The sequence below is a fragment of the Neptunomonas concharum genome (genome assembly GCF_008630635.1).
GTDB lineage: Bacteria > Pseudomonadota > Gammaproteobacteria > Pseudomonadales > Balneatricaceae > Neptunomonas > Neptunomonas concharum.
This window is the reverse complement of the sequence record NZ_CP043869.1, coordinates 399,292-413,157: the sequence shown is the minus strand read 5'-3', so window position 1 is coordinate 413,157 and position 13,866 is coordinate 399,292. Positions and strand designations below refer to the sequence as shown.

Below are 13,866 nucleotides of genomic sequence, written 5' to 3'. Positions count from 1 at the left end.
TTACTCAGATACTAAATCGCCAGTGGTAGCATCAAGATAAAACATTCGCACGACACCATCGATCCCCAGAGACTCTATCTCATAGATGTAACGGTGATTGGTTCTGATCAGATAGGCATCCAGAATCTGCTCACTGGACTCTTTTGTGGATCTAGCCATGAGGTGTGCCATAGAAAGGATTTCGCCTTTTTGCACTAACACCCGGCAAGCTTCATAATCTAAACGCTCGCCTTCCATCTCTGTAGCCATGGACACGCTGGAAGTCAGCAGCAAACTACAACAAAGCAAGGGCATCTTTTTTATATTCATTTTTCCCCCTTCTGTCATTTGGATATTGGTTTAATGAGTGTTGCAGAATACTCTCTGAAACTGAAATCAAGCTGAAATACTGTCAGACAATGCAATCTACGCTAACAAAGCAATCAGTAAATGAAGCGAACCCAACGCCATCAATCCTGCCAATATATCATCCAGCATAATCCCTAACCCGCCTGCAACCTGACGATCAACCCATTTAATAGGCCAAGGTTTCCAGATGTCAAACAGCCGAAATAACGCAAAACCTGCCAACAAAGTCCAAAGAGACACAGGTATTGCGATCATTGCTATCCAAAAACCGACAAATTCATCCCAAACAATGCCTGGGTGATCATGCACATCAAGGTCTTTAGCTGTCTGTCCGCAAAGATAAACCCCGATAACGGATGTAAAGACAACGACAAACAGGTATTCCGATAGGGATAGAGAGGATATGAGTAAAAAAATCGGTACGGCCGCCAAGGTGCCAAAGGTGCCTGGGGCTTTAGGCGCTATGCCGCTCCCTAGGCCAAAAGCTAACAGGTGGATAGGGTTTTTCAGGCTGGGACGCGCTAATCGAGTCATAAGTAGGTTAGTCGCTCACTCAGTAAAATGATTAAATCCTTGAACATTCGATGCTTGCCAAGTGTCATCGAAACGCACCTGCACCTCGTTGGAGGATGTTATTTGCCCAATCGCCGTTATCTCAACAGGCCAATCTGGCCGTTGCTGTTGAAGCGCCTCCCAATGGGTTTGATCAAGCGTAAAGCAAAGCTCAAAATCTTCACCACCGGACAAAGCCCATTGGCGAGCTTGCTCCTCGCCCACATAACGCTTAAGTGGCGTCGATATAGGCAATCGTGCAGAGTCTATCTGCACACCAACACCAGAGGCGGCGGCAATATGGCGGATATCACCTAAGAGTCCATCTGATAAATCGATGCAGGCTGAAGCGAATCCACGGATTAAACGCCCTGTTGAAACTCTGGGCGTAGGACGATAAAAACGCTGACGAAGATAGGATACATCTTCATTATCCGAGGCGCTTTTGAGTAACGTTTCTAGACCACCCCGGCTATCACCTAATGTGCCGGTTACACAGATAATATCACCCGCTTTAGCACCTTTGCGCAATAATCCACGCCCCGCCTCTACCAGCCCATGAACTTGAGCGGTAAGCGTTAATGGCCCCCGCGTGGTATCGCCACCAATCAAGGAGACATTATACGCTAATGATGCAGCACGCAGCCCCTCTGAAAAATGGCTGAGCCATACTTCATCAACAGAGGGCAAGGTAAGCGCGAGGGTTAGCCATCGAGGCTCTGCTCCCATCGCTGCCAAATCACTCACAGAAGCGCCCAATAAACGCCAAGCTAAGTCGTAAGCCGGGGCATCCGATAAGAAATGCGTTCCTTGCACCAAGGTATCAATAGAGACGACCAACTGGTGGCCTTGGGGGAGATCCAGCACAGCACAGTCATCGCCGATACCCTCTACAACCCCTCGATCTTTAGTGAGACCTAGGGGTGTAAAATAACGCTGTATCAGCGAGAACTCATCCATACCAACTATTTGCCGCGAGCTGCCCGAATTTCGGTCATACGTACGCGCTGTGCAAGCTTATCTAAGATGCCATTAACATAGCGGTGGCTATCTGTCGCACCAAAGATCTTTGCAAGATCAACACTTTCATTGATCGCCACTCGGTAAGGCACTTCAATGCGGTTGATCAGCTCGTAGCTGCCAATTCTTAAGACAGCCAATTCAACCGGATCAAGATCTTCCAGCGCTCGATCTAGGAAAGGCCGATAAGCTTCATCTAAATCGCCTTTACTGGTCGCAACACCTTTTAGGATTTCGCTGAACAGCTTTACATCCGTACCGGACATATCGTTATCCACACGAAACTGCGCTTCAATCTCGTTGATCGGTTGTCCTGCCATTTGCCACTGATACAGCGCTTGTAATGCGAAACTGCGCGCTGAACGACGTTGTGCCGTTAAGGATGGCTTTTTTGCTTTACGAGGAGCCGGTGAGCTTTCGTCTGTCATGTTCTTTATGCCTCAAGATTACGTAACAGACTTACCATTTCCAGTGCAGACAATGCCGCTTCAGCACCTTTGTTACCTGCTTTTGTACCGGAACGCTCGATCGCCTGCTCAATGCTGTTAACGGTCAAAATACCATTTGCGACCGGGATGCTATATTCCATAGAAACTTGCGCTACGCCTTTGGAACTTTCGGCTGAAACATATTCAAAATGAGGTGTTCCACCGCGAATAACCGCGCCCAAGGCAATAATCGCATCATCTTTTTTCTGTGCCGCTACTTTTTGAACCGCTAATGGAATCTCAAACGCACCGGGTACACGAACCACACGAATGTTTTCTTCTTTAACACCATGGCGCTTAAGGGCATCCAAGGCACCTTCTAATAAACTTTCAACGACAAACGCGTTAAAACGACCCACTACGATGGTATATCGCCCATCAGCAGAGATGAAATCACCTTCAATAATTTGTACTGACATTTTGCTTTCCTGTTTGTTACTCATCGCAGGGGATGTATTCCACGATTTCCAGATCAAAACCAGAAATCGCATTAAATTTAATAGGGGAGCTTAGTAAGCGCATTTTCCCAACGCCTATATCACGGAGTATTTGCGACCCCGTACCCACGGTCAGATAAGCACCTGACGCACTCACATTGGCTGGTCGGGTTTTAGGCTGACGACCCAGTACACGCGACAACGCTGCACCTAAGTCTTCTCGTTGGCCATTATCCAATAGTAAAACAACACCTTTGCCCTCTTTAGCTACACGCTCCAGAGCACGATGCATCGTCCACTTGGACTCACCCTCTTTGCTGACACCCACCAGATCACGCAAGACATCACCACGAATATGCACACGTACCATTGATGGCTCTTCAGGTGTGATATCGCCTTTTATCAAGGCCATATGGGTTACGTTCTGGATTGTGTCCTGATAGGTAACATAATTAAAGTCACCATACTCAGTGGAGATAACACCTTCATCCTCTTTCTCCACGGTTCGCTCAGTGGTCGTGCGATAGTGGATCAAATCAGCAATGGTGCCAATTTTAAGTCCGTGCTTTTGCGCGAACTTTTCCAGATCTGGGCGACGTGCCATCGTGCCGTCATCATTCATAATTTCGACAATTACTGATGCAGGCGCTAGACCAGCCAAGCGGGCTAAGTCACACCCAGCTTCAGTGTGGCCTGCACGGCTCAACACGCCGCCAGGCTGGGCCATCAGCGGGAAAATATGCCCTGGCTGGACAATATCTTCTGGTTTAGCATCACCTTTTACCGCCGCGCGTACCGTATGAGCACGATCAGCCGCAGAAATACCTGTGGTAACGCCGGTAGCCGCTTCGATCGACAGTGTAAAGTTAGTCGAGAATTGAGCGCCATTACTTTGAACCATAAGCGGTAGCTTGAGCTGCTCACAGCGATCTCGGGTAAGTGTCAGGCAGATCAGCCCGCGCCCATGAGTTGCCATGAAGTTGATATCTTCCGCACGCACCTGATCGGCAGCAATGACAATATCACCTTCATTTTCACGATCTTCATCATCCATCAGGATGACCATTTTACCCTGACGAATATCATCAATCAGTTCTTGAGGGCTGTTCAGCTCCATCATTAATCTTCCTGTTCTATGCGCCTTAGCGCTTCATAAAACCATGCTCAGCCAACTTGGCCAGCGTTAAACCTGATTCGTTGCTTTCACTTTCTTCTTTTACTGGAGCCGTCAGCAAACGTTCCAGATATCGAGCAATGAGATCGACTTCCAGATGCACTTCTGTACCGGGCTCATAGTGATCAATTAAAGTTTCCTGAGCCGTGTGCGGCACAACATTGAGCGTAAAAGTTCGCCCCTCAACACTGTTCACCGTTAAGCTCACACCATCTACCGTAATTGACCCTTTTGCCGCTATGTAACGAGATAGCTCAGGAGGTGCTTCAACAACAAAACGGATAGATCTAGCATCGGCTTGGCGTTCAACAACCTGACCGATACCGTCAACATGCCCCGTCACAATATGCCCACCTAAACGGCTGGTTGGCATCAAGGCTTTTTCAAGGTTAACCTTATCGCCGACATTTAAGGTATTAAAGCGTGTGTGAGCCAACGACTCACGAGACACATCTGCCCAGAAGCCATCACCCGGTAGCTCAACTGCTGTCAAACAAACCCCATTAGTCGCTATGCTATCGCCCAACTTCACATCAGAAAGATCCAAAGCGCCCGTGCGAATATAAAGCTTCATATCACCCTGAGTTTGCAAAATAGCGCCTACGGTACCTACCGCTTCAATAATTCCCGTAAACATCAAGCAGCCTCTGTGCTAAATCGATAAGTAAAGCGGCAATCTTCACCTAATTGCCTGACATCTAATAGATGCAACCGCTTTTGTTGTTGCATATTGTGCAGTGGCAAATTGAGCAGTGGCCGGGCGCTTGAGCCTAACAAGGTCGGCGCCATATAAATGATCAACTCATCCACTAAATTTTGCTCTATAAAAGAGCCCGCTAACTGCGCCCCAGTTTCTACTAAGACCTCATTACATTGTTCAGTTTCAGCTAAAAAAGTAAGCAACCAGCTCAGATCAATTTTACCATCGAGCACCTCAGCACTTATCACCTCCGCGCCCGGCATCGATCGTTCCCCTTGCGTAAACCACAAGGTTCTACCCGGTTGTTTTAGTATGTTAGCCGTAGCCGACATCTTCCCTGTAGCATCCAACACACAACGTATTGGCTGTCGATAGTGGGAGGCCTCAGTCTGCTCATCAATCAACGTCCGTACCGTCAACGCAGGATCATCCAACTGTACCGAACCGATGCCTGTGATAATTGCAGAGCTTCTACCACGCAACCGTTGAACATCTTGTCTGGCAGACGCACCGGTAATCCATTGAGACTCACCGCTTTGCATCGCCGTGCGACCATCCAAGCTCATCGCCATTTTTAGCCGCACAAAGGGTCGCCCACACTCCATACGCTTTATAAAGCCCGGATTTAGCGCACGAGCCTGAGCCTCTAACAAACCCGATTCAACCTCGACACCGGCATCTGCCAGCATCTGTAAACCTCGCCCCGCCACCAACGGGTTAGGGTCTTGCATCGCTGCAACCACCCGTGTGACACCGGCGTTAATTAACCCCTCAGCACAGGGTGGGGTTCGACCCAAATGACTACAGGGTTCGAGTGTCACATATGCTGTGGCACCTTTGGCTTTTTCTCCAGCCTCATTGAGTGCATAAACTTCAGCATGAGGTTCTCCGGCACGAACGTGGAAACCCTTTCCGACCACAAAGCCATCCTTTACCAGCACACACCCGACACGCGGATTCGGATCAGTGGTATATAGTCCTTTTTCCGCCAGACGAATGGCTTGTGCCATAAAGGTTGAATCTTCTTTGCTCCAGATGGACATTACGACGCATGCCCCTCTTTCTCTTCAGAAAGGCGGTCAATCTCAGCTTTAAACTCGCTGATATCTTGGAAACTGCGATAGACAGAAGCAAAACGGACATAGGCAACCTGATCGAGCTGTCGAAGCTCAGCCATCACTTCTTCGCCCACCTGACGCGAAGGTAACTCACGCTCACCGGTAGCACGCAGACGGTGTTTAATCCGATTGATACAGGCTTCTATCACTTCTACGCTAACAGGACGTTTCTCCAGCGCTCGCTGGATACCTGCTCGCAGTTTTTCTTCATCGAAGGGCTGTCGCGAACCGTCGGCTTTAATTAGCCGTGGCATTAAGAGTTCGGCGATTTCAAACGTGGTGTAACGCTCATGACAACTAATACACTCGCGACGACGACGCACCTGCTGGCCTTCCGCCACTAACCGGGAGTCAACGACTTTTGTTTCATTGGCGCCACAAAAGGGACAATGCATAGCGTATTCCTGTCATCAAAAGAGCGGGAGATCTGACTATAAAAAGCAGTCTCGAAATAAAGAGCGTTATATAAAAAAGGGCGACCCTATGGTCGCCCTGCTATTCTACCCGATTTACGGCTTATTTATAAACCGGGAAACGTGCACAGATATCAAGAACCTGCGATTTTACTTTTTCGATAGTTGCTTCGTTATTGATGTCATCAAGTACATCACAAATCCAGTTAGCCAACTGCGTTACTTCCGCTTCTTTAAAGCCACGACGTGTTACTGCAGGTGTACCGATACGAAGACCAGAGGTCACAAAAGGAGAACGTGGATCGTTAGGCACGGAGTTTTTGTTAACCGTAATGTTTGCTCGACCTAACGCTGCATCCGCATCTTTACCGCTGTACTCTTTATCGATCAGATCCATCAGGAACAGGTGATCATCCGTACCATCAGATACGATATTGATACCACGTGACTTGAATGTCTCAGCCATCGCCTGTGCATTTTTTACCACTTGTGCTTGGTAATCTTTCCACTCAGGCTCCATCGCTTCTTTGAAACACACCGCTTTTGCAGCAATTACATGCATCAACGGGCCGCCTTGGGATTCTGGGAAAACAGCAAAGTTTAGCTTTTTCTGCAGATCTTCATCAGCACGAGCAGACAGGATCAAACCACCGCGTGGGCCGCCTAATGTTTTGTGGGTTGTCGTTGTTACAACATCTGCAATCGCAACTGGAGACGGATACACACCCGCAGCCACCAAACCTGCAATGTGCGCCATATCGACAAACAGGTAGGCCCCCACTTGATCGGCGATATCACGAAAACGCTGCCAGTCAACAATTCGAGAATAAGCAGAGAATCCCGCAACAATCATTTTTGGCTTGTGCTCAATCGCCAGACGTTCAACTTCCGCGTAATCAATTTCGCCCGTTTCTGGGTTCAAGCCATACTGCACAGCATTGTAAATTCGACCAGAAAAGGAAACCGCTGCGCCGTGAGTCAAATGACCACCGTGTGCCAGACTCATACCTAAAATCGTATCGCCTGGCTTACAAAGCGCCATATAAACAGCTGCGTTAGCCTGAGAACCTGAGTGCGGCTGAACATTGGCGTAAGTTGCACCAAATAGTTCACAAGCGCGATCAATCGCCAGTTGTTCCACAACATCAACATACTCGCAACCACCGTAGTAGCGCTTGTTAGGATAACCTTCAGCGTATTTGTTTGTCAGTGCAGAACCCTGAGCTTCCATTACACGTGGGCTGGTGTAGTTTTCAGAAGCGATCAGTTCGATGTGTTCTTCCTGACGCGTGGTTTCAGACTGCATGGCTGACCACAGATCAGCATCAAAGTCGGCAATTGACATATCTTTGCTAAACATTAGCTATCCCCTAGAGTGACAGGTCGTGTCCGGATCGATACCGGCACCTTTAAAAAAGGACAGCATTATACTCTGATCTATGTATAAAACGCACATGAAAGTCGGTCAGTTTGACAGGAATTAGATTCATTTACGGACGAATACCGAATAACGCCGGAGTCATGTTAAACTGCGCCACCAAAACATCACTAGCTATCGAGATTAATCCATGGCATTTATTCGCTGGTTTCTAGGCAAAATTATTTTAACACTTAACTTTTTAACGCCCCCTAAAGGCATTAAACGCTCACCAGAAGCGCAAGCGCAGGTCGACAAACAAACGCGCTTGCTCGCCCTTTACCAATTCCATGCCTGTCCGTTTTGCGTCAAGGTTCGACGTGCTATGAAGCGTTTTTCTCTGGACATTGAGCTTAGAGATGCCAAAAACAATGACACGTTCCGCCAAGAGCTACTTGAGAATGGCGGACGTGTAAAAGTGCCTTGTCTTCGCATTACGAATGATGATGGCAGCGTCAGTTGGATGTACGAATCTAACGATATTATTCGTTACTTAGAGCAGCGTTTTGTATCGGAATAAATCGTTAGTTATTCGCTTTCCTTATTCTGGTTGGTAAAATTACGTTAACCCTTCATCATTTCCACACTGAGGACTTATGGCACAGTACGTATTCACAATGAATCGCTTAGGCAAAATCGTCCCGCCTAAGCGTCAGATTCTAAAAGATATATCTTTATCCTTCTTTCCCGGCGCCAAAATCGGCGTACTCGGACTCAATGGTTCTGGTAAATCAACCCTGCTGAAAATTATGGCCGGTGTCGACACTGAGTTTGTTGGTGAAGCGCGCCCAATGCCTAATATCAACGTGGGCTATCTCCCCCAAGAACCCCAACTTGATGATAGTAAAACTGTTCGGGAAATTGTTGAAGAAGCAGTTGCTGACGTAAAAGAAGCCCTTTCCGCTTTGGATCAGGTTTATGCAGCCTATGCAGAGCCTGATGCGGATTTCGACGAGTTAGCAAAAAAGCAGGCTGAGCTGGAAAATCTGATTGAAGCTAAAGATGGACACAATCTGGACACGGCACTAGAACGTGCAGCGGATGCTATGCGCCTCCCCCCTTGGGACGCAAAAGTGGAGCATCTTTCAGGTGGTGAACGCCGTCGTGTTGCGCTATGCCGACTACTACTCGACAAACCCGATATGCTGCTATTGGATGAGCCCACCAACCATTTGGACGCAGAGTCGATTGCATGGATTGAGCGCTTCCTGCAAGAGTATCCTGGCACCGTTGTCGCCATTACCCATGACCGCTATTTCCTAGACAATGCGGCAGGTTGGATTCTGGAACTTGACCGTGGTCACGGTATTCCTTATGAAGGCAACTACTCTTCTTGGCTAGAACAAAAAGAGAAGCGATTGGAGCAAGAATCCAAGCAAGAAGCAGCCCACCAGAAAGCCGTTAAATCTGAACTTGAGTGGGTGCGCCAAGGGCAAAAAGGGCGCCAAGCCAAATCTAAAGCTCGTCTGAAGCAATTTGAAGAGATGAACTCACGCGAGTTCCAAGCACGCAACGAGACTCAAGAGATCTACATTCCTCCCGGACCTCGTTTGGGCGATAAGGTTATTGAACTGAACAATGTTACCAAGTCTTACGGTGATAAGCTTTTGTTTGAAAACCTTACTCTCAATATTCCACAGGGTGCCATCGTTGGCGTTATCGGTGGTAACGGTGCGGGTAAATCCACGCTTTTCAAGATGATTGCCGGTGAAGAGAAACCCGACTCAGGCGAAGTCGTTATTGGTAGCACAGTTAAGCTGGCCTATGTTGATCAAATGCGTCAACTCAATGGTGATAAAACCGTCTGGGAAGAGCTGTCTGACGGACAGGACATCATCACCATTGGCAACTACCAAACCTCATCTCGGGCATATTGCGGACGTTTTAATTTCAAAGGATCTGATCAGCAAAAACGTGTTGGCGACCTGTCTGGTGGTGAGCGCAACCGACTTCATTTGGCAAAGTTGCTTAAAGAAGGCGGCAACGTACTCTTACTGGATGAGCCAACCAACGACCTTGATGTTGAAACACTGCGCGCACTGGAAGAAGCATTACTGGCATTCCCCGGTTGCGCAATAGTGATATCCCATGATCGCTGGTTCCTCGACCGTGTCTGCACGCACATGCTGGCCTACGAAGGTGATTCACAGGTTACTTTCTTCGATGGTAACTACACAGAGTACGCCGAAGACTTTAAGCGTCGCTTTGGTAAAGACCACCAGCCTGAACGCATTAAGTACAAGCGTATCGGCTAATGCCCACTGGCTACCCTCGGTTTACCGACCGAGGGTAGCTTTTAATGCCTCAGGTAAGTTGTTTCAAATATCTCAGCATCCACTGGCTTACCAAACAGATATCCCTGACCATAATCACAGCCTAATGTTGCCAGCAATTGATACTGCGCCTCTGTCTCTACCCCTTCTGCTATTACCTTCAGTCCAAGCCCTTGCCCCATAGCAACAGCAGCCCCAACCAATTCTAGATCAGCGGGATCAACGGTAATATCCTGAATAAAGCTTTTGTCCACTTTTAGCGTATCAAATGGATAGCTACGCAGGTAACTTAGAGAAGAATAGCCTGTACCGAAGTCATCCATGGATATGCCTATGCCCATTTTATTCAGTGACTCCAGAGCCTGATCAATCAACGTGTGCCCACTCATCAAAACACCTTCCGTTATCTCAAGCTCAACATGCTCAGGTGATAGCCCCGTCTCATCCAGTACTTGCTTGATATAAGGCAGCAAGCCGTCGTCACGAAACTGTCTGGGGGACAAATTAACTGCTATTCGCAACGGTGTGTTATAGCGCCTTTTCCAATCTGCATTCTGCTGCAAGGCTTTTTGCAAAACAAACCGACCTATGCTCACAATAATGCCAGTTTTTTCAGCAATCGGAATAAACTCTTCAGGACTGATTGAGCCGAGAACCGGGTTATTCCATCGTAGTAACGCTTCAGCCCCCACAAGAGAGCGGCTATCTAGTGCGACAAGCGGCTGATAATGCACACTCAGCTCATTGCGCGACAGTGCTCCTCTAAGCTGCTCTTCGATCAATAACCGATGAGCGACATCCTCATTCATTCTTGCGGTATAAAAGTTGTACGTGTTTCGGCCCTGCTCTTTTGAATGATACATAGCCGCATCCGCCTGACGGAGAAGCTCAGCAGGTAATTCACCATCCGTTGGGTAGATTGAGACACCGATACTCACGGTAGAAACTAACTCACGGTTATTCACTTTAAAAGGCGCTCTAAAACTGTCTAATAATTTCGCACAAACTGTTCCAACAACTGAGTCGTCATCCAATTGACCTAGTAAAACAATAAACTCGTCGCCTCCTAAACGTCCTACAACATCATCATCTCTAACCGTGGATCTCAAGCGAATTGCCGCCTCTTCCAAAAGAGCATCACCCACTTCATGACCAAGCGAATCATTCACTTTCTTAAAGTCATCAAGATCAAGAAACATCACCGCAACCTTCTGGCCGCTTCGACGAGACTCTTTTATCATTTGGGTTAAACGATCTAATGATAAAAAACGATTGGGTAAACGCGTCAAACTGTCAAAGTGCGCTTGATAAAGAATTTTCTCTTCTTGAGCTTTTTGCTCGGTGATATCTTGTTTAACCGCCAAGTAGTGCTCGATCGCACCCTGATCATTTTTGACAGGAGCTATATGTGCATACTCCCAGAAAATCTCACCATTCTTTTTGCTATTTTGGAACTCACCTTCCCACGCTTCACCTGATGTTAAAGAGGCCCATAACTGTTGATATTTTACAGGCGATGTATGGCCCGATTTAAGGATTCTTGACGTTTTACCAATAACCTCCTCACTGGTGTAGCCAGTTACGCGCTCGAACGTGCCATTTACATAGACAATCGTCCCTTCTGTGTCCGTCAAGATAACAGATACAGGGCTTTGCTCTAACGCTTGCGACAATGTACGAATACGCTGCTCCGCTTGCTTTTGAGAAGTTAAGTCCATATCAATGCAATACATTTCAGGTTCGCCTTGAACACCTGACACCATGATATGACTGGAAAATACCGGGATTGGCGAACCATCAGCACGCTGTAAGACCATTTCGGATGCAGGTGGGACAGATCCACCTTCTACCCAGTGACTAACTTCACGAATAACATTGTCTCTTATAGACTCCGGTATAATCAGATCTTCCAGCTTGTTGCCAAGCGCTTCTTTAGATTTGTAACCGTATAGCTGCTCACTGGCGCTGTTCCAAAAAATCACTTCACGTTTATTGTTATAACCCTGAACGGCAATGGCAGGCATGTTCTCAAAAATATGACGAAATCTTGCTTCGCTTTTAAGCAAACGCTGCTCTGAGAGTTGCTGCTCCGTTATATCTTTAATAAAGACAAAAAAGCGCCCCCCTTCTTCAGGCCAATAGGAGACATTAATTTCAACATCAAAAACAGAGCCATCTTTGCGGCGATGCGCACTCACAAAACGTTGTCCACGCTCTTTAATGACTTGCTCGATATGCTCTTTGGATAATTTTTGACTCTCTAGTGCGTCTAATTGATGGATTTCCATCCCCTGTAGTTCGTATAAAGCGTACCCAGACATCTCAACATACGCCTTATTGGCATCTAAGATAACGCCGTCAGAAGATGCGATCCAAAAACCATCTAAAGCGGTACTGAGCACATTTCTATAGATATTTTCACTACGGCGCAGCCTAGCATCGGCTTCATAGCGGTTTGTTATATTTCGGCTAATACCAACCAAACCATACAATGTACCGCTCTTGCCAAAAAATGGGGTTTTGAGTGTTTCTAAGAGTACTTTCTGACCATCAGGATAAACGACCCACTCTTCATTTGTAGTGGCTTTTTGTCGTTCCAACATTTGTTTATCTTTGTCACGAAAAAATGCAGCCACATCTTGCTCAAAAAGATCGAAGTCTGTTTTGCCCACAATTTCCGGTTCTTTCAAGCCAACAAAGGTTTCAAAGGCATGATTGCAGCCTAGATATACCCCTTTCTTGGTTTTGTAGAAGATAAGATCAGGAATACCGTTTAGCAGCTCTTTTAATAGCCCCCGCTCCCTGTCCAGCATCATTTTATGATCTAACAACTCAGCATCATGACGGCGCCGTTCTTTTTGACGCTGCAGCATCACCCCCAACAGCATAGTACCTAAGGGAAACAAGATGAGCAGAGGAGCAACTAACGCCATAAAGATTGTCATGCGCATCCCTTCCGGCATGAAGTACATACTGCATAACACGTTAATTTGAACCGTTAGCCCCATCAGCCAAAGCCACCCCCACCCCATGGATGTATGAGTTTTTCGGCTCCAATACCGCCATAGCAGGCCAATTATCGCGCTGGATATAATGACCCACGAGCCCACATATATCCCAGCGCCACCTTGATATAAGCGCAAGGCCACTGTCATCAACACAGCGATAAGAGTGGGCACAAAACCGAAGTAGAGGGCGCATAAGCTGATCAGCACCCAGCGCGTATCAAAGAAAACACCCGGAAGCAGTTCCCAAGGAGTTAACATCACGGCTATACCAATGATGCCGACAATTAAGCCCGTTGCGAGCTTTCTATAAAGGCGCCTCTCAATCTGGTCAAAACCCAGAGAGTCATAAACAACACCTAAGGCTAACAACAACACCGCATTATTCAGCAGACCTGCAAAGCTATCCATCGCAATCCATTCGCTAATTTTGTTTTTTATTCAGTGTAGTCGAGATAGTAGCGAAACCACAAAACAGCACTATACTTAACCCACGCTGCCAACTTTAAATGCTTTCTCTATCCAATAACAATGAAGGAGATGGTTTGTGGATGAAATATCTCAAGAACGTCGACGCTTTACTCGCATTCATTTTGATGCAGATTGCACGCTTAAAACACTTTCAGATGAATGGAAGGTTAGGCTTGTAGATATTTGCTTCAAGGGTGCTTTAGCCGAGACGACTGAACCTCTCCCCTTAGAAAAAGGCGCTGAGGCACAATTAATCATTCAATTGGATGAAGGCGAAGCGTGTATTGAGATGCCCGTTGTACTTAACCACAAAGAGGGGTCGCACGTAGGCTTCCAGGCACAAAATATGGAACTAAACAGCATGACCCATTTAAAACGCTTGGTAGAGCTCAACCTAGGTGATCCTGATCTCCTAGATCGGGAGCTGGACCACCTGTTTGATCAGTAGTA

14 protein-coding genes are annotated in these 13,866 nt (G+C 47.2%); 3 read left to right on the top strand and 11 right to left on the bottom strand.

Annotated features, from left to right (window positions below; all coding sequences use genetic code 11):
• The 10 genes from F0U83_RS01915 to glyA form a co-directional block, all read right to left on the bottom strand.
• Nucleotides 1-309, bottom strand: a complete 309-nt coding sequence (locus F0U83_RS01915) for a PepSY domain-containing protein (RefSeq protein WP_138986262.1) — start codon at nt 307-309, stop codon at nt 1-3.
• A gap of 96 nt (nt 310-405) precedes the next feature.
• Nucleotides 406-882, bottom strand: coding sequence for a phosphatidylglycerophosphatase A family protein (locus tag F0U83_RS01910; RefSeq protein WP_138986261.1), 477 nt, complete (start codon nt 880-882; stop codon nt 406-408).
• A 15-nt stretch (nt 883-897) separates the two neighbouring features.
• Nucleotides 898-1,860, bottom strand: coding sequence for a thiamine-phosphate kinase (gene thiL / locus F0U83_RS01905; protein ID WP_138986260.1), 963 nt, complete (start codon nt 1,858-1,860; stop codon nt 898-900).
• 5 nt (nt 1,861-1,865) lie between these two features.
• Complete coding sequence (gene nusB, locus F0U83_RS01900; RefSeq protein WP_138986259.1) at nt 1,866-2,348, bottom strand: transcription antitermination factor NusB; 483 nt, start codon at nt 2,346-2,348, stop codon at nt 1,866-1,868.
• A gap of 5 nt (nt 2,349-2,353) precedes the next feature.
• On the bottom strand, nt 2,354-2,827 hold the full coding sequence (gene ribH / locus F0U83_RS01895) for a 6,7-dimethyl-8-ribityllumazine synthase (RefSeq protein WP_138986258.1): 474 nt from the start codon (nt 2,825-2,827) through the stop codon (nt 2,354-2,356).
• Between the two features lie 16 nt (nt 2,828-2,843).
• The gene (ribBA, locus tag F0U83_RS01890; RefSeq protein ID WP_138986680.1) at nt 2,844-3,962 is read right to left on the bottom strand and encodes a bifunctional 3,4-dihydroxy-2-butanone-4-phosphate synthase/GTP cyclohydrolase II; all 1,119 of its coding nucleotides are present in this window, start codon (nt 3,960-3,962) and stop codon (nt 2,844-2,846) included.
• Nucleotides 3,963-3,987: 25 nt separating this feature from the next.
• Entirely contained in the window at nt 3,988-4,656 is a 669-nt protein-coding gene (locus F0U83_RS01885; protein WP_138986257.1) for a riboflavin synthase, read from the bottom strand.
• Complete coding sequence (gene ribD / locus F0U83_RS01880) at nt 4,656-5,762, bottom strand: bifunctional diaminohydroxyphosphoribosylaminopyrimidine deaminase/5-amino-6-(5-phosphoribosylamino)uracil reductase RibD (protein WP_138986256.1); 1,107 nt, start codon at nt 5,760-5,762, stop codon at nt 4,656-4,658. Before ribD ends, F0U83_RS01885 begins: the two co-directional genes overlap by 1 nt.
• Nucleotides 5,762-6,232 (bottom strand): transcriptional regulator NrdR, encoded by a 471-nt coding sequence (nrdR, locus tag F0U83_RS01875; RefSeq protein WP_138986255.1) that lies wholly within the window; start codon nt 6,230-6,232, stop codon nt 5,762-5,764. Before nrdR ends, ribD begins: the two co-directional genes overlap by 1 nt.
• Nucleotides 6,233-6,353: 121 nt before the next feature.
• The gene (gene glyA / locus F0U83_RS01870) at nt 6,354-7,610 is read right to left on the bottom strand and encodes a serine hydroxymethyltransferase (protein ID WP_138986254.1); all 1,257 of its coding nucleotides are present in this window, start codon (nt 7,608-7,610) and stop codon (nt 6,354-6,356) included.
• Nucleotides 7,611-7,818: 208 nt separating this feature from the next.
• Between glyA and F0U83_RS01865 the strand changes: the two genes are divergently transcribed.
• Nucleotides 7,819-8,187, top strand: a complete 369-nt coding sequence (locus F0U83_RS01865; protein ID WP_138986253.1) for a glutathione S-transferase N-terminal domain-containing protein — start codon at nt 7,819-7,821, stop codon at nt 8,185-8,187.
• A 76-nt stretch (nt 8,188-8,263) separates the two neighbouring features.
• Nucleotides 8,264-9,922, top strand: a complete 1,659-nt coding sequence (gene ettA, locus F0U83_RS01860) for an energy-dependent translational throttle protein EttA (RefSeq protein ID WP_138986252.1) — start codon at nt 8,264-8,266, stop codon at nt 9,920-9,922.
• A 41-nt stretch (nt 9,923-9,963) separates the two neighbouring features.
• On the opposite strand, the gene F0U83_RS01855 is transcribed toward ettA, so the two are convergent.
• A complete protein-coding gene (locus F0U83_RS01855) occupies nt 9,964-13,356 on the bottom strand; it encodes a PAS domain S-box protein (RefSeq protein WP_138986251.1) in 3,393 nt (1,130 codons plus the stop codon).
• 136 nt (nt 13,357-13,492) lie between these two features.
• Here F0U83_RS01855 and F0U83_RS17185 point away from each other — a divergent pair, with 136 nt between their 5' ends.
• Complete coding sequence (locus F0U83_RS17185; protein WP_276469552.1) at nt 13,493-13,864, top strand: PilZ domain-containing protein; 372 nt, start codon at nt 13,493-13,495, stop codon at nt 13,862-13,864.
• Nucleotides 13,865-13,866: the final 2 nt, after the last annotated feature.

Bases quoted from the DNA above. Each gene is read 5' to 3' on its own strand.
- ribH (WP_138986258.1), bottom strand. From the start codon at position 2,827: ATGTCAGTACAAATTATTGAAGGTGATTTCATCTCTGCTGATGGGCGA.
- F0U83_RS01915 (WP_138986262.1), bottom strand. From the start codon at position 309: ATGAATATAAAAAAGATGCCCTTGCTTTGTTGTAGTTTGCTGCTGACT.
- ribD (WP_138986256.1), bottom strand. From the start codon at position 5,762: ATGTCCATCTGGAGCAAAGAAGATTCAACCTTTATGGCACAAGCCATT.
- nrdR (WP_138986255.1), bottom strand. From the start codon at position 6,232: ATGCATTGTCCCTTTTGTGGCGCCAATGAAACAAAAGTCGTTGACTCC.
- nusB (WP_138986259.1), bottom strand. From the start codon at position 2,348: ATGACAGACGAAAGCTCACCGGCTCCTCGTAAAGCAAAAAAGCCATCC.
- F0U83_RS01865 (WP_138986253.1), top strand. From the start codon at position 7,819: ATGGCATTTATTCGCTGGTTTCTAGGCAAAATTATTTTAACACTTAAC.
- ettA (WP_138986252.1), top strand. From the start codon at position 8,264: ATGGCACAGTACGTATTCACAATGAATCGCTTAGGCAAAATCGTCCCG.
- F0U83_RS01910 (WP_138986261.1), bottom strand. From the start codon at position 882: ATGACTCGATTAGCGCGTCCCAGCCTGAAAAACCCTATCCACCTGTTA.
- F0U83_RS01885 (WP_138986257.1), bottom strand. From the start codon at position 4,656: ATGTTTACGGGAATTATTGAAGCGGTAGGTACCGTAGGCGCTATTTTG.
- thiL (WP_138986260.1), bottom strand. From the start codon at position 1,860: ATGGATGAGTTCTCGCTGATACAGCGTTATTTTACACCCCTAGGTCTC.
- glyA (WP_138986254.1), bottom strand. From the start codon at position 7,610: ATGTTTAGCAAAGATATGTCAATTGCCGACTTTGATGCTGATCTGTGG.
- ribBA (WP_138986680.1), bottom strand. From the start codon at position 3,962: ATGGAGCTGAACAGCCCTCAAGAACTGATTGATGATATTCGTCAGGGT.
- F0U83_RS01855 (WP_138986251.1), bottom strand. From the start codon at position 13,356: ATGGATAGCTTTGCAGGTCTGCTGAATAATGCGGTGTTGTTGTTAGCC.